The sequence below is a fragment of the Vibrio thalassae genome, from assembly GCF_900089835.1.
GTDB lineage: Bacteria > Pseudomonadota > Gammaproteobacteria > Enterobacterales > Vibrionaceae > Vibrio > Vibrio thalassae.
Genome location: NZ_OANU01000063.1, coordinates 1 through 16,371, shown reverse-complemented (window position 1 = coordinate 16,371; position 16,371 = coordinate 1). Strand labels below are relative to the sequence as shown.

Sequence of the window (16,371 nt, the reverse complement as noted above, 5' to 3'; positions counted from 1 at the left end):
TTATAGATCAAATACATTCGGGTACGGTTTCTTCTCAACGACTGACGTGATGATTTCACTCAACACTGACATTGCTGGTAGACCCCGCTTTTTGCAGGTCTCGATAAGTGTATGGATACGGCTACGGAATTTATCGCCTGCATCCGAGGTCGTTCCGAAGCTAATTTTCCTTTGGATTACAAAGCCTCTAATACATCGCTCGGCTTCATTATTGGTTAAGGGGATTGACGTTTTCTTGAGGAAAACCCACAAGCTCTTTCTATGTTTGAGCAGTAACTTGCATCGCCCTCGATATCGCTTGACCATCACGTCTCTTCCTTTGTTTAACCAATGGTCGAACGATTTTTGTAGCCTGTGCATTCGCCGCAAGTACCGTGAATAATCCAATTCACCTTGCTCGTAACGATGTCGAGTATGTTTGATTACACTCTGTAAACCATCCCAGCGATAATCTTTGTCTAACCCGGCTCTATCGATGATTAACTGCTCGCAATGACGAGTTTCAATACGTCCATGCCCTGCACTTACTTCACTGCACTCGTCATACGTTTCAGAAGTTGTGCCTTCTCGCATTGATTTGTGCCACCAAGCTTCAAGCTCTGCTTTCATTCCAGAGTGATTGCCTTTTAAGGATAATACGTAATCCGCTTTACCTTTAACAATCTGCTTAGCGATGTCTTTTTGACATCCCATTGCGTCTAGCGTGATGATGCAGTTCTCAATATCAAGTAATGTGAGCAACCTTGGGATAGCGGATATCTCATTGCTCTTCTCGTCAACCTCGACTTGCCCGAGAACTAGCTGATGTTGACTACTCCAAGCGCTGACCGCATGAAGTGGATTTTGCCTTTCACGCGTATCAAAAGAGCGTCGAGCAGTTTTGCCATCAATGGCAATTACATCACTTCCTGTAGACTCAATAAGACAGCTCATCCAGCGTTGAAACGCTGTCTCTATTTCTTCCGGCTTAAGGCGGGATATAACTCGAGCGATGGTATCATGGCGTGGAATACCATATTCGAAGGGACGATAACGTCGTAGCCAATTTAGGCGATGAATGCCAAAATCTTCAATTTGTTCCCAGCCTTCGGCTCCTGACAGGACAGCGCTGACGGTTAAAAGGATAATATCGAGAAGTTCATGTCGCTTGCATCGGTCAATACGTGGGTCTTCAAAATGTTGGAGAAAAGAGTCGGTCATACTTTAGAAGCTACAATAAGTGATTACTCATTGATCTGATCGCACCTTCACTTAAAAGTTCGAATTAATAATGATCTTGCCGTGTCTTGTCTCGCACCCATTGCGCAAAGGGTTTAAATTTTGTCTTTGATGGGAGGATAATTGTTACAGAAGAGGGCGCAATAGCAACTTTCTTGTAAAATGTAAATTTCAAGTTATAATAAAATGAAATATAAATTTCATTTTATTGTGGCAAGAGACAATCTTTGCGGGTATTCACAGTATTTTGTGTCATTGTGGAGTGAGTAAATGAGTCAGAATAATAAACGTTTCGATGTAATATGTATGGGGCGTGTAGCGGTTGATCTATACGGCCAGCAAATTGGTTCTCGCTTGGAGGATATGACGACGTTCTCAAAGTATTTAGGTGGCTCGTCGGGTAATGTCGCCTACGGCACTGCGCTGCAAGGCTTAAAATCGTCCATGCTTGCTCGTGTCGGAGATGAACACATGGGACGTTTCGTGCGAGAGGAACTGGATAGACTAAACGTCGATACCAGTAACTTAATTACTGATAAAGAACGCCTGACAGCACTTGTGATACTTGGGATCAAAGATGAAGAGACGTTTCCTCTTATCTTTTATAGAGAAAACTGTGCAGATATGGCGATTACCTCTGATGATATCAGTGAAGAATATATTGCATCTTCAAATTGTCTTGCAATCACTGGCACTCATCTTTCTAACACTAAAACCCGGGGCGCGGTTCTCACAGCTCTAGAGTACGCGAATAAACATGGCGTTAAAACGGTATTAGACATTGATTATCGTCCTGTTCTTTGGGGTTTAACATCCATAGACGATGGAGAAACAAGGTTTGTCGAGTCAGAATCGGTGACTGAACAATTACAAGAAGTCTTGGGGTGTTTCGACGTGATTGTGGGTACCGAAGAAGAGTTTCACATTGCCGGTGGATCAATTGATACACTCGATGCTCTAAAAGCAGTACGCAAGAATACGTCGGCGGTATTGGTATGTAAAAGAGGACCTCAAGGTTGTTCTGTCTATGAAACGGCTATTCCCGACCATATCGACGGTGGAATCAACGCAAAAGGTGTACAAGTCGAAGTACTAAATGTTCTGGGTGCTGGAGACGCATTCATGTCTGGACTGCTGCGAGGCTACCTAAATCACGAAGGCTGGCATCAGGCATGTGACTATGCCAATGCATGTGGTGCTCTTGTCGTTTCTCGACATGGTTGCTCTCCTGCAATGCCGAGTAAAGCGGAATTAGATGATTACTTGTCGCGTGCAAATCAAGTAGAAAGGCCAGATCTAGACGAAACGATAAATCATTTACATAGGGTAACGACTCGAAAGCGAGCGTGGCGAGATCTGTTCGTTTTGGCTTTCGATCATCGCAGTCAGTTCGAGGTAATGGTAGCAGAGACCAATGGTAGCCTATCTGATATTCCTAAGCTCAAGAGTTTGATTTTGGAGGCTTTGGATGAGATACGAACAGAGTATGACGTACCGGGGGATATCGGTTTGTTGTGTGACGGCACCTATGGTCAAGCTTCGCTGAATGCATCGACAGGCAGTGGCCTTTGGATTGCTAGACCTATAGAACTCCCTTCTTCAAGACCGCTGCGGTTGGAGCATGGGAACATTGGTTCTCAGTTAGTGTCTTGGCCGATTGAGCACATCGTTAAATGCCTCGTATTTTACCATCCTAACGACGACTCTGCTCTAAGAGAGCAGCAAGAAGAGACGCTACTTGAAGTGTACCATGCCTGTTGTCAATCAGGGCACGAATTGCTTATTGAATTGATTCTTCCATCAACAATGCCTCAAGATGACGAGTATTTAACGAAAAGCATTGAGCGTTTGTACGATCGCGGTATCAAACCCGATTGGTGGAAGTTACCTGGATTGAAAAAAGAGGGTTGGCTTGTCCTCGAAGAGGTCATTAGGAGTAATGACGAATATTGTCATGGTGTTGTTGTTTTGGGGCTAGACAAACCGCTAGAGGACCTATCAAAGGACTTTGAACAAGCTAAATGTCATTCTATTGTTAAAGGATTTGCCGTAGGGAGATCTATTTTTGGACGCCCTTCACAAGCTTGGTTCTCGAACGAAATTGACGACAAAACGTTTAAGTGTCTAGTTAAGGATAACTACGTCAATTTAATATCGGTATGGGTCCAGCGTGATCTAGACATTCGACCGAGTTAAACGAAAGTTGAGAGTTGCTCCTTTCGCATAAACTTAGTGAAGCTTTCAAGTAATCGTGGAAACGTTCCAGAACGATATGCAGTTTGATTGCCGCTAGCGCTTTGAACGTTTTCCATGCACCGCCTATGATTACGGTACATAAAATCATTTGTGATTCGAAAGACTCACATCTCCCTCAAGTGCATAGTTGTTGTAAAAACTTTTATCGGCAATCAATACTACGTATGCTTTTTCAATTGAACGTCACTGTTACCAACGATTCCGCATTGCTTTGATGGTAGTAGTATTGGCAAAAGTGATGTTTACAATTACGCCAACTCCCCAAAAACAAATCACTGTCAGGCTAAAGCCATAGTTGTTTCGGCGCTCTGCAACTCTTGAATTAATATTAACAGAGATTATCCCCTTATCTTTGTCTGCTTTTTTATATTGAGGTTAGTAAAGCAATATTTTGTCTTGCCGTCATGATAAGTACCGTTTGTCGACCAAACTCCGTATCAGTGTACAAAGGTTTGAAAAGTATCCTACCACTCTAAGTCTCGGGTTGTTTTATCGCCTTAATATTGCGTGCGCTTGCGGCAGGCCACGGACAACATATTCTAGCGGTATCCTTGATGTTCTTCATATAGGCAAAGGCGTCAACCAAGCCAGTTAAGCTTGGCCGACGGCGGCAGTTTTTCTTTGGTAAGTAATTAATAGGGGGCCATAGCAACCTAAGAGTTTTAGCGGCATAAAAAAGGTTCATCGCGGTTTTCCGGGGAAAGCAGCTTTTATCTTTAAGAAGAAGTAATCGATATCTCGGTAGCCGTAGCCCATTCGTTTGATTAACTTTATCTTATTGTTGATCCCTTCGAGCGTACAGGTATTGAGTGGGTAGCTTGCAGAAACAATGATGCCGTGAAGATACGGTTTGAGCTTTCTCGCGAAGTCCATAAGCGGCTTGATCCCGCTTTCTTGAACTTGCTCCCTCCACACATCCCATTAGTCTTCCGTTTCGCTTTCTGACTGTCACCTCCATAACTCTTTAAGCTGAGAGCCAAGTAAATACGTCACCATTAAGTCCTTGTTCATACTTAATATCTCATTGAGATAGCTCTCCTGCTTCCCGTCCAAATTTGGCGACTACATGGAATAAGTCGTACACAATGCGGGCGTTAGGACAATGTTGTTGCACTTCGAGGTCGAAAGCCGTATTCATATCCATCGCAACCGCTTCTATGTTCTGGCCATGCTCGCCGAGTAGCTCAAAGAAGGGACGGATATCTTTTCGGCTGCGTCCGACGACTATCCAAAGCACTTGATGCGTCTTAGCATCTGCGATAACAGTGGCATAACGATGTCCCTTGAAGAGAGCAAACTCATCCATGACCAGTTGTCTCAGCTCTGCCTAGTTAACCTCTGGCACCACATTTTGCAGTCGGCGCTTATCTATCTCCTTAACTGTATGCCAATGAACGCCCGTCATCTGAGAAATATGTTTGATAGAGAGAAGAGGCAGCAACTGTTCAATATAACTACGCAAGCGGTTAGTAAGGCGAGCAAAAGGTTCAAGCCAAGAAATAGATTCGGTTTTGATACCGCAGTCAGGGCAGTTGATACGCCTTGTTTGTAGGGGTAGCTCGACGGGTACGCCGAGAATCATTGCTTCCATAATCGTGCGCCACTGATAATCATGTATGGGCTTGAACATGTTGCCCACATGAACATCGAGCAGTCGTACTGGGTTTGAGAGTAATCGAGATGAGAGAAGACGTTTGTACAGACTTTACGACATAAAAACGTTCCCAGAACGATGATAGGAAAGTATGATTCGGCATGAAAACGGTAGTTTGTGTAAGGTTGTGTTTGGCGATGTAATCTTATCATTTACTACCGTTTTTGTTTTAAGTCCCCGCTAATCCGCGATGAACCAAAAAAAGCCCAAACCAACAGTGGTTTGGGCGGATACAAAAATAGGAGTTAATAAGAAAAAGCAGCATATGCTATCAACAATGACAATGGAAATCAGTGTCATGTCGGTAAAACAAGTCATTGTTGATAACACTTAAATAGACCTAGCAAAGATGAATTAGTTCATAAAAAAACACGTTTTTTTGAGAATATTTTCAAAGTTTAAGAAAAACAGGTGGTTATAAATCTTATCCGACCAGTTAGCTGTATTTGTTGAAAAGTTTGATGTTAATCACTTGTTATCTTGCTGTTGCGAGAGTATATTCAAACGTGTGTTTGATACGGATGATTGAAATGACCAATAGAGTAACTACCAAGGATAAGATTCTCGATGTGGCAGAGGTACTGTTTGCTGAACATGGATTCAACGACACCTCGCTAAGAACTATCACGAGTAAGGCCAACGTGAACTTGGCTTCTGTGAATTATCATTTTGGCGATAAAAAAACTCTGGTTCGAGCAGTACTTAATCGTTATCTGGAAGCATTTATGCCAGCAGTAGAAACTGCGCTCTATGAACTTAACGAACGTGAACACTACACAATGGCGGATGTATTCGGTGCGCTAAAAGCGCCTTTGCTGAGCCTGAACCAAGTCAAGCCGGGTGGTGCGAGTCGATTTATGTCACTTGTTGGGCGTGGTTATACCGATGTTCAAGGACACTTGCGCTGGTTTATCACCACTCGATATACCGAAACATTAGCGTTGTTCACTCAATCTGTGATGAAAGCCAATCCAAAGCTCGACGCAGAAACGTTGTTTTGGCGTTTGCACCTCACATTAGGTACATGCGTATTTACTATGGCGTCGAGTCAAGCGTTATCCGAAATAGCGCTCAGTTCGTTCGATAACGAAGTAGACGCTGAGGCCATCATCAACCAAATAATTCCTTATCTCGCTGCTGGAGTAGCGGCGGAATAATGACTACCAAGCTACAACCTTAACCCAAACTTATAACCCGAATAATAACAAGAAATAATCTGAACAAAAGGATAGGTATCATGAGCTCTCTGAGAAGAAAATGGATAAGTGACCCTGCATTCAAAATGTTTAAGAAGGTATTGCCACCACTATCGGCAACCGAGAAAGAAGCAATGGAAGCAGGGAGCGTATGGTGGGATGGAGAGTTGTTCTCAGGAACGCCTAACTTTAAAACACTGCACCAGTACCCTAAGCCGACGCTATCGGCAGAAGAGCAGTCTTTCATTGACAACGAACTTGAAACTCTGCTTGAAATGCTCGATGACAACAAAATAGTGAAAGAAGACCGTGACCTACCAAAAGAAGTGTGGGATTACTTGCGAAAAGAGCGCTTCTTTTCTCTCATCATCTCGAAGCAATTTGGCGGTCGTGAGTTTTCACCGTTAGCAAACTCAACTATCGTTACTAAGATAGCCACGCGCAGTATTAGTGCCGCGGTATCGGTGATGGTACCCAACTCGTTAGGTCCGGGTGAACTTCTGTCGCACTACGGAACTCAAGAGCAGAAAGATTATTGGTTGCCGCGCTTGGCCAACGGTACCGACATCCCATGTTTCGCGCTGACAGGGCCAGAGGCAGGCTCTGATGCCGGTGGTCTTCCCGATAAAGGAATCGTCTGCTATGGCGAACATGAAGGAAAAGAGGTTCTGGGTATTCGTCTTAATTGGAACAAGCGTTATATCACGCTTGCGCCCGTTGCAACGGTATTAGGTCTTGCGTTTAAATTGCACGATCCCGACAAACTCATGGGTGATAAAGAAGATATCGGTATTACTTGTGCACTGATCCCAGCAGACCATAAAGGGGTTGAGATCGGTGAGCGTCATGACCCATTGCATTTGGCGTTTATGAACGGACCGACGCGCGGCAAAGATGTATTTATCCCGATGGAGTGGTTGATCGGTGGTCAAGAATACGCGGGTCGTGGTTGGAGAATGTTGGTGGAGTGTCTGTCTGCAGGTCGAGGTATCTCGCTTCCAGCACTTGGTACCGCTATTGGTCACCTAACGACACGAACAACGGGTGCTTATGCGTATGTTCGTAAACAATTTGGTATGTCTATCGGTAAGTTTGAAGGTGTCGCAGAGGCAATGGGTCGTATCGGTGGTCTCACGTATTTGCTAGAAGCAACGCGTACCTTGACGACTACATCATTGGATATGGGTGAGAAACCAGGGATTGTAACTGCGATTGCTAAATACCATATGACAGAGATGGCGCGTACTATTCTCAACGACTCGATGGATATCCACGCTGGACGTGCTATCCAAGACGGTCCGATGAACTACCTTGCATCAAGCTATTTGGGTATACCGGTCGCTATTACGGTAGAGGGTGCAAACATTCTGACTCGTAACTTGATGATCTTTGGTCAGGGCGCGACACGTTGTCACCCATATGTACTGAAAGAGATGGAAGCTGCAGCCAACCCTGATGAGAAACAAGCGGCCAAAGACTTTGATAAGTTACTGTTTAAACATATCGGTCATGCCACTAAGAACACGTTAGGTGCCTTTACTGCTGCTCTAACGGGCTCTGCGTTCGTGAGCGCTCACATGAGTGGCCCAACGAAACGTTACTACAAAGACTTAACTCGTCTAAGTAAGGCGTTGGCGGTGAGTGCAGACTTTGCCATGTTGACATTAGGTGGTGATCTAAAACGTAAAGAGATGATTTCCGCTCGTTTAGGTGATGGTCTTGCTTATTTATTTATGGCTTCCGCAGCACTGAAGAAATATGAAGACGATGGTCGTCAACAAGCCGATCTAGATTATGTGCATTATGCGGTTCAGCACTGTTTCTATCATGCAGCGAAATCGTTAAACGAAGCGTATCGTAACTTCCCAGCACGTTGGGCAGGGGTAACGTTGAAAGGTTTACTGTTCCCAATTGGTAACCATTTCGAGAAACCATCTGACAACCTGGGGCTGAAACTTGCGAAAAGCATGATGGTACCTGGGGCACATCGTGACCGTTTAACACACCTATGCTACATCGGACCAAAAGAAGACGATAAAGTCGGTTTGATGGAAAACGCTTTCATTGCGATGTACAACATTCGTGACCTAGAGAAAAAGCTGTTTAGGGGGGTGAAAGAGGGTAAGGTGGCGAAAAAAGGTCTACTGGAAGACAGATTAGCTCAAGCCATTGAGGCGAACGTGCTGACTGAAGAGGAAGTAGCAAAAATTCGTGAAGCAGATGCTCTTCGTTACAAAGCGATTCAAGTTGACCATTTCAGCCATGATATGTCAGAAGTAAGAACACACCCTGAAGCTAAACCGAAGCTAAACAGTGTCGCTTAGTTGAAATATCATTAACATTTATTGTGTACACAAAAGCGCCTTTTCATAAGGCGCTTTTTTAATAATTGTATGAATTAGGAGGCGAAAGTGCTCCAACCACTTAGAAAATTCAAGGAAATTGACAGAAATAAGATGCGAACTGGGATTGAAACTCTTATCCTACTAGGGATTTTTTGAGGAACTGAATATGATCATCAAACCAAGAATTCGTGGATTTATTTGTACTACTACTCACCCAGTAGGTTGTGAAGCAAACGTAAAAGAACAAATCGCCTATACAAAAGCTCAAGGCCCAATTGCTAACGCGCCAAAGCGTGTACTTGTTGTTGGTTCTTCTAGTGGTTATGGCCTGTCTTCTCGTATCGCTGCGGCATTCGGTGGTGGTGCGGCAACAATCGGCGTATTTTTCGAAAAACCAGGAACAGAGCGTAAGCCTGGTACAGCGGGTTTCTACAACTCGGCGGCTTTTGACAAGCTTGCAAAAGAGGAAGGCTTGTACTCGAAAAGCATCAACGGTGATGCTTTCTCTAATGAAGCAAAACAGAAAGTTATTGATTTAATCAAAGAAGATCTTGGTCAAATCGACATGGTTGTTTACTCATTGGCGTCGCCAGTTCGTAAGCTTCCAGAAACCGGCGAGCTAATTCGCTCAGCACTAAAACCAATTGGTGAAACTTACACTTCGACAGCGGTTGACACTAACTCTGACACTATCATTGAAGCAAGCGTTGAGCCTGCAACAGAGCAAGAGATCGAAGATACTGTTACGGTAATGGGTGGCCAAGATTGGGAACTGTGGATCAACGCTTTGTCAGAAGCGGGTGTACTTGCAGATGGCTGTAAGACGGTAGCGTACTCATACATCGGTACCGAGCTGACATGGCCTATCTACTGGGAAGGTGCTCTAGGTAAAGCCAAAATGGACCTTGACCGAGCAGCGGCTGAACTTAACGACAAGTTGGCGAAAACGGGTGGCAGTGCGAATGTGGCTGTTCTTAAGTCAGTGGTCACTCAAGCAAGTTCTGCTATTCCTGTTATGCCTCTTTATATCGCGATGGTATTTAAGAAGATGCGTGAAGAAGGTCTGCATGAAGGCTGTATGGAGCAAATCTTCCGCATGTTCTCTCAGCGCCTATACAAAGCAGATGGCAGCGCAGCTGAAGTCGATGAGAAGAATCGTCTACGTTTAGATGATTGGGAACTTCGTGATGATATCCAAAAGCACTGCTCAGAGCTTTGGCCACACATTACCACTGAAAACCTAAAAGAACTGACGGATTACGTTGAGTATAAAGAAGAGTTCTTGAAGCTGTTTGGCTTCGGTGTTGATGGTGTGGATTACGATGCGGATGTTTCACCAGTTGTAGAGTTTGATGTTATTGATCTATAAGTAAATCATTAACTGATAATGAAAAGGGGCGCTACATGCGCCCCTTTTGCTATCTGTTGTTTTGCCAATTATGACAAGATGATAAGTATAGTACCTGCCAATGTCATCAATATATTGGCGATGGCGTAAGTACCGGCATAGCCGAGAGCGGGGATGGTTGAACGTGCATGTTCGTTAACCACGTCCATCGCAGGTGCACAAGTACGAGCACCCACGATAGCGCCAATCAGCAATGCTCTATTCATCTTCAAAATGTATGCGCCAACAAGATAAGCCAGCACAACGGGCACGACACTGACTAAGAAAGCAATGACGATGACTTGTGGGCCAACTTGAGTCAAATGTTCAAACATCTTACCACCAGCACTCAGCCCGATACCCACCATAAAGAACATCAACCCAAGATCTTTGACCATATTCAAGGCACCTTGAGGCACGTAGCCAAAAGTAGGGTGGTTGGCTCTTAAGAAACCCAAGGTAATGCCTGACAGTAATAGACCTACGGCGTTGCCTAGGCCGAATGAAACCTGTCCGAACGTCATGGTAATCAAGCCAAACATAATGCCTAAAATGAAGAAGCTGCAAAACGCGAGCAGATCGGCGATCTGACTATGGATCGAGATGAAACCAATTTTCTCCGCTAGACCGTGGACGCGGCTCTTCTCACCACTCACTTGGAGAATATCCCCTTTTGCAAGGACGATATTCGCATCCATTGGCATTTCAATTTGAGCTCGAATAACGCGGTTTAGGAAACAGCCATACTCAGAAAGATTGAGACTTGATAAGCTCTTTCCTGCGATGTTATCGCTTTTTACCACGATTTCTTCTTCAACGATTCTAAGGTCAAGTAAGTTCCGGTCGAATACCTCTTTGCCATTTCGAAAACTAGGATCGAGACGCGCATGACTGTCAGGGAAACCAACAAGCGCGATCTCATCGCCTTCTTGCAAGATGGCATCACCATCAGGGTGGGCCAAAATGCCATTGCGGCGAATACGTTCGATGTAACAACCTGTTTGTCGATAAATACCCAGCTCACGTAAGTTCTTACCATCGGTCCAGTCGATAAGCTCTTGGCCAACACGGTAAGCACGAATAATAGGTAGATAGACTTTTCTCTGACCAGAGCCCCCTAGACCTCGCTCTTGAGCAATTTGCTGAGCAGAGTCATGTAGGTTTTGCTTTTGAAGTTTAGGCAGTAACTTCGCAAGCATAATCATACTGATGAGGCCTATGAGATAAGCCATTGCGTAACCAACAGATAGATTTTCTAGTACTAAAGAGAAATCCATTCCGCGAGGAATCGTCGCAAGTCCGGAGTTCAAAGCATCTTGAGCCCCCACAAGTACAGGTGTTGCGGTGAGCGCGCCGGCCATGACGCCAGCCGATAAACCAAAATCTAACCCTAAATAATGGCTAGCAAAGTAGGTGACGGTTAACGCGGTAACAAGCACCACTAAGCTGAGAATCAGATAGTGTTTACCATCTCGAAAGAAGATACCAAAGAAGTTTGGACCGGCTTCAATACCCACACAGTAGATAAACAGCATAAAGCCAATGGTGAGCGCTTCTGGATTAAATCTGAAGCCTAAATGCCCCATGACTAGGGAAGCAATTAAAACGCCAATGGAATTGCCAAGTTGAAGGCTACCAAAGCGAATTTTACCAAAGGCAAGGCCAATCGCTAAGGCGACAAAGATAAGGAGAATTGGGTTTTGATCTAGCAAATTTACTACGTCGATGTTCACTGTATGTAGCTGCTCGAAGAGACTGAAGTTGAGATAAATAAAGTGTGGCGATTGTAGCGGAAATAATCAAAAAGATAAGTGATTTTTTTTATGTTTTACTATTAGATTACGTATTTCTATCCTACCCCGGACAAAGCCTGACATACGGTGACAAAGGTTACCAAGAATGATGTTGCTCGCAAATAAAAAAGCCAGCTACTATCAGCTGGCTATTAGGATTCTTTTTTCAACTATACTATTGATAGTGCAGACGATTATTCGTCGAAAAGGCCAAGGTGCTCTTTTGCGTATGCTTCAAACTCAGTGCAACCACCGATGTGCTCTTGGTCAATAAAGATTTGAGGTACTGTTTCTACTGGTTTACCTACAGTTTTCTCCAAATCTGCTTTTGAGATACCTTCTGCATGGATATCAACGTAACGGTAGTTAAAATCGTCACGTTTCTCTTTTAGCTTTTCAGCGTGCTCTTTTGCACGGACACAGTATGGACAACCAGGGCGACCAAAAATCACTACGAACATTGACTTTCTCCTTGAAGATTAGACTTTTTTGAGCGCTAAAGAGACGAAGTCTCAGCTCTTTACATATTGTTGAAATCCACTATGCCTTAAGATGAAGAGGAAATAAAGCGAGAAATCTCTCTTGATCTAATAGGTAAAAACTATCAGCGCAGAATTTAGTCACTTAGCAGGAAAGTTGAACGAGACGGAGTGTGATTTATTGCAAAGTTGTCGATATAAAATAGAGCAAAAACAACGTAGATTGGTTTAAATCAAGTTTTAGCGTCAAAGGAAACTGCATGCTTATTAAAGCTTTTCTTTTCTATGTTTGCACTACCAATAAGACTCACGCTTAGAGTATTTGTGTTGCTAGCTTCATAGGCAATGAGTTGATGAGTGAGTCGGATGGTATACCTAAAGGATATTGGTATGTTTCAGTTCATGACATCGAGTCGTATTATCTTCGGAGAGGGCGCGCTTCAATCTTCTCTCTCCATTCTCAATCAGTTTGGATACAGCGTTTTGCTGGTGACCGGGCAAGAGCGTCAAAGGGCCGAGCCTGTCATTCACTATCTTCATAGTCATAATATGCGATATCAGCACGTTGCTATTCGTGGTGAACCCAATATTACTATGGTCGAGGAAACGGCAATCATGGGCAGGCGTTTCAAGCCGGACATGGTCGTCGCCATTGGAGGGGGTAGTGTCATCGATATGGGTAAGGCGTTGGCTGCGATTATCCCTAATCAGGGAGATGTGTATGATTACGTCGAAGTCGTAGGTCGTAATGTGCCCCTTAAAACCAAACCTATCCCAATGATAGCCATTCCTACGACCGCCAGTACGGGGGCCGAAGTAACCAAAAATGCGGTCCTCAAGTCTGGGCAAGACAAAGTTAAAGTGAGCTTGCGAAGTCCCGATATGCTGCCCGATGTCGCCATTGTCGATCCAGTTCTTACTTATGGCACCGATCCCTATACCTCGGGGAGAGGAGCAATGGATGCATTTACCCATTTAATGGAAGCGTATGTATGCGGTGAGCCTAATCCATTGACCGATATGGTGTGCGAAGAAGGATTGAGACGTCTTAGCTATTCTATTATTTCTGGATGTAAACAAGATAACCCCAAATCTCGCGCTGATCTGTCCTTTGCCGCGATGCTTGGTGGAATGGCGATCACGAATGCCAAACTCGGTGCTGCGCATGGTCTTGCTTCGGCCCTTGGCGGTAAGATTAACGCGCCACATAGCGTCATTACTGCGCGCCTTGCGCCACACGTGATGACCGAAAACATCAAAGCAGCAAAAAGAGCAGGGCGCAGTGACATCCTAAATCGATATCGTAATATGGCGCAAATTCTTACGGGGCGCACCAATGCCAGTATTGAAGATAGTGTGCTTTGGGTGAACATGATTCTTGAACGACTAGAGCTGCCATTACTGTCAGAATTCGGTGTCTGTAACACCTCGTTCGAGCAAGTTGCTGCCGATGCGATGAAATCAGTGGCCATTAAAGGAAACCCAATACCGCTCACCGAAGATCGACTCATCTTTATACTCGATCAAGTGTGTCAATGTCATAGTGATGGACAACCACTCGTGATAGAAGAGGGCACTGAGGTCGAGATTCGCAACAATCCTGTGGAAACCGATTAGTTGGCAACAAAAAAGGGCTTTTAGGCACATTTGAGTGTCGATAAATTGGCTAAATGGCTATTTACTTTGCTAGCTTGATGGCAGGGGCTGAAGTCGGGGCTTTTAGCTACGGTATTTGTCATTTTACTGATCGTGAAGGGGAGTGCTAAGAAGAGGGAAGGGCAAAAGTCTTTAGTAGCCAGAGGTTAAGAGAGTTTTGCTCCCTTTTAAAATGGTGAAACCCCGATGTTGGTAGTAATCTTAGCTGTATAGAATTGATTTATATGCATTTCATGTATTTAGAGCTGGTGGTTAAGCTCTAATTGGCCTAAAAAACGGTTAAAAAGGCCAATGAAATAGTTAAATAAAATCAATAGATTAGCAACTTGGCACTACTGTATTAGTCCACCCTAAAGTGGGCTTGAAATCGATTCGTTGAATCGTTTTACGCTTCGGGAATCCTTTTCGTTAATTGCTGCGCAAATAGAATGTCACTGAAAAAATCGTGCATAGTTTTTCTACCAGTAGATGAAAAATCTTAATTTTCATGTAGTGAGAAAGGTAAGGAGAACGACATGGCGACGCGTAAAATCAGACCTAGACAATTTATTGATGAGTTTTACCCTGATTCAGGGATATGCAATACCACCATCATAAACTGGATTAAACATGGCAAGCTCGAGGGCACTAGAACGCCAACGGGCCGATATTTAGTCTGTGTTGACGACGAGATTGGGAACCCTGCAGACAGAGTGAGTGAACTTTTAAGGTTCTTGGAGTCATAAATGGTTGGTAGAGCTAGAAGCAAAGAAACGGCTCATTATCCTCCATTCTTGGTGAAAATGAGCCATAGGGGGCAATCTCGATTTCGGTTTACAACCGTAGATGGTGTGAAAAAGCTATTTCCTATCGGGACTGTAGAGCAAGAAGCGATACAAGCTGCGCATGTTTACAACTTGCAATATCGTCCTGAGCTAGGAAGCGCGTTTTCCCTTTCTGAGATGACCCCATTTCGCAAAGCTGTCTCTAAAGGCCGTAAGGACAAATTCAATCGGCCTTTAAAAGAGTGGCTTCCATTAGTGTTGTCTCGTGTGAAGAAAGAAGAACGGCTTTCCAAAGACGTTTATCGAAATTTGGAAAGGGACTGTTACCGCCTTGATGAGTTCATGGGGCGGTTGCCAACCAAATCGATCAAGTTACAGCACATCAATGAGTTCCTTTCTAAATACTATTCAGAGTTAAGTAATCGTCAGCTCAATAATAAGATCAGTAACCTTAAAAAGGTATTTTCCTACCTTGCTGATGAGAGCGCTATTGAGAGTAATTTTGTACTCAATAAAAAACAGCGTCGATTGACCAGAGAAGATTACACAAAAGCTCGCCACGACCTAGATATCGAAAACTACCAAAAGGTCTACGATGCAGCGCCACTGTTTCTTAAGGTCGCAATGAGCTTAACACTTGAGACGACTCATGCTGTGAGAGAGATCTATAGGCTTCGTTATCGGATATACAAACCACGGGAAGGCGTTTGTGGGATTCTATGGAACCCTGACAAAGAGGTGGAGTATGTGGATGGGCATGCAGTGTATGGAATGCTTTATGTTCATCGAGAAAAGGTGAAAAAGTCCGATGCTTCCACTGTCGCCATTCCGGTCACTCAGACGATTAAAGACATTGTCGATCTTTCTAAAACATCGAGATTGATTTGTCCTTATATCGTTCACCGTAAACCCAAACAGCAGCAACGTGGTATTTCAAAAGAGACGGACCATCTTTACCAAGTACATCACCACAATATAAGTAAAGAGTTCAGTAAGGTTCGAGACTCATTAGGGCTTTATAGTCACCTAAAGAAATCGTTAAGGCCGACCTATCATGAAATTCGAGGACTAGCTGCCCGGATGATTGAACAGCAAGGGCAGAGTGCTACCGAGCGAATGGCGCATGCGAACGCTAAAACAACAAAAATCTATACAGGCACAAGTGACATTATTTGGCACCAAGTACCCCCTGTTGAGGTTATGCCGAAAAGTGGCCAGAAGTGATTCGTGTTAGTTGTTTAGTTTTGGGGGAATTCGGAATCCGAATTTGAATCCGCATCGCTTTAAATTGCGTTGTAATTCGGATTCCGAATTATTAGATTAAGGAAATACGACTTGAGTTCCTTCACCACAAGAGCCCCCTGTGTCAGGATAGTTGTCGCCCTTAATCCTCAATAAAAGTAAAACAGGGAGCGGTGTCAACGCCAGTTTAAAATTGATCCACTTATCGACGTTATCGCCAAAGTAAAACTGACCCACCCACGTAATTATTTTGTACTTTCAGATAGATTTTCTAGAACTGTTGGTATGGTTCCAGCCGCTTTCTTTCCTCTTAATCGGTAGCTTTCTCCGCTGATTTGTACGATGTGCGAGTGATGAAGAAGCCTATCCAGTAATGCCGCC

At 44.1% G+C, this 16,371-nt stretch carries 11 protein-coding genes and 1 pseudogene; 7 read left to right on the top strand and 5 right to left on the bottom strand.

The window, feature by feature from the left end; genetic code table 11:
• Positions 1-1,200 carry an ISAs1 family transposase gene (locus VTH8203_RS15835; protein WP_096994540.1) on the bottom strand — a complete coding sequence of 400 codons (1,200 nt, stop codon included), beginning with the start codon at positions 1,198-1,200 and terminating at the stop codon, positions 1-3.
• 288 nt (positions 1,201-1,488) lie between these two features.
• On the opposite strand from VTH8203_RS15835, the gene VTH8203_RS15830 reads away from it, so the two are divergent.
• Positions 1,489-3,414 carry a bifunctional 5-dehydro-2-deoxygluconokinase/5-dehydro-2-deoxyphosphogluconate aldolase gene (locus VTH8203_RS15830; protein ID WP_096994539.1) on the top strand — a complete coding sequence of 642 codons (1,926 nt, stop codon included), beginning with the start codon at positions 1,489-1,491 and terminating at the stop codon, positions 3,412-3,414.
• Positions 3,415-4,155: 741 nt separating this feature from the next.
• Here VTH8203_RS15830 and VTH8203_RS25540 read toward each other — a convergent pair.
• Positions 4,156-5,231, bottom strand: a pseudogene (locus VTH8203_RS25540) (ISL3 family transposase).
• Between the two features lie 418 nt (positions 5,232-5,649).
• On the opposite strand from VTH8203_RS25540, the gene psrA reads away from it, so the two are divergent.
• The 3 genes from psrA (at position 5,650) to fabV (ending at position 10,038) form a co-directional block, all read left to right on the top strand.
• Complete coding sequence (gene psrA, locus VTH8203_RS15815; RefSeq protein ID WP_208617763.1) at positions 5,650-6,285, top strand: TetR family transcriptional repressor PsrA; 636 nt, start codon at positions 5,650-5,652, stop codon at positions 6,283-6,285.
• A gap of 80 nt (positions 6,286-6,365) precedes the next feature.
• Entirely contained in the window at positions 6,366-8,648 is a 2,283-nt protein-coding gene (locus VTH8203_RS15810; RefSeq protein ID WP_096994537.1) for an acyl-CoA dehydrogenase, read from the top strand.
• A 187-nt stretch (positions 8,649-8,835) separates the two neighbouring features.
• Entirely contained in the window at positions 8,836-10,038 is a 1,203-nt protein-coding gene (fabV, locus tag VTH8203_RS15805) for an enoyl-ACP reductase FabV (protein WP_096994536.1), read from the top strand.
• A 68-nt stretch (positions 10,039-10,106) separates the two neighbouring features.
• Here the strand turns inward: fabV and VTH8203_RS15800 are convergent, their stop codons facing one another.
• Together VTH8203_RS15800 and VTH8203_RS15795 are read right to left on the bottom strand one after the other, a co-directional pair.
• Positions 10,107-11,789 carry an aspartate:alanine antiporter gene (locus VTH8203_RS15800; RefSeq protein ID WP_096994535.1) on the bottom strand — a complete coding sequence of 561 codons (1,683 nt, stop codon included), beginning with the start codon at positions 11,787-11,789 and terminating at the stop codon, positions 10,107-10,109.
• 254 nt (positions 11,790-12,043) lie between these two features.
• Positions 12,044-12,310 carry a GrxA family glutaredoxin gene (locus tag VTH8203_RS15795; RefSeq protein ID WP_096994534.1) on the bottom strand — a complete coding sequence of 89 codons (267 nt, stop codon included), beginning with the start codon at positions 12,308-12,310 and terminating at the stop codon, positions 12,044-12,046.
• Positions 12,311-12,718: 408 nt separating this feature from the next.
• Here VTH8203_RS15795 and VTH8203_RS15790 point away from each other — a divergent pair, with 408 nt between their 5' ends.
• From VTH8203_RS15790 to VTH8203_RS15780, 3 genes are all read left to right on the top strand, one after another.
• Positions 12,719-13,945 carry an iron-containing alcohol dehydrogenase gene (locus tag VTH8203_RS15790; RefSeq protein WP_096994533.1) on the top strand — a complete coding sequence of 409 codons (1,227 nt, stop codon included), beginning with the start codon at positions 12,719-12,721 and terminating at the stop codon, positions 13,943-13,945.
• A 554-nt stretch (positions 13,946-14,499) separates the two neighbouring features.
• Entirely contained in the window at positions 14,500-14,709 is a 210-nt protein-coding gene (locus VTH8203_RS15785) for a MerR family transcriptional regulator (RefSeq protein ID WP_010434910.1), read from the top strand.
• Positions 14,710-15,972, top strand: coding sequence for a site-specific integrase (locus tag VTH8203_RS15780; RefSeq protein ID WP_016788799.1), 1,263 nt, complete (start codon positions 14,710-14,712; stop codon positions 15,970-15,972). It abuts the gene before it with no gap.
• A gap of 263 nt (positions 15,973-16,235) precedes the next feature.
• Here VTH8203_RS15780 and VTH8203_RS15775 read toward each other — a convergent pair.
• Positions 16,236-16,371: ATP-binding protein (locus VTH8203_RS15775; protein WP_244181236.1), on the bottom strand; the 136-nt coding region annotated here is incomplete at its 5' end.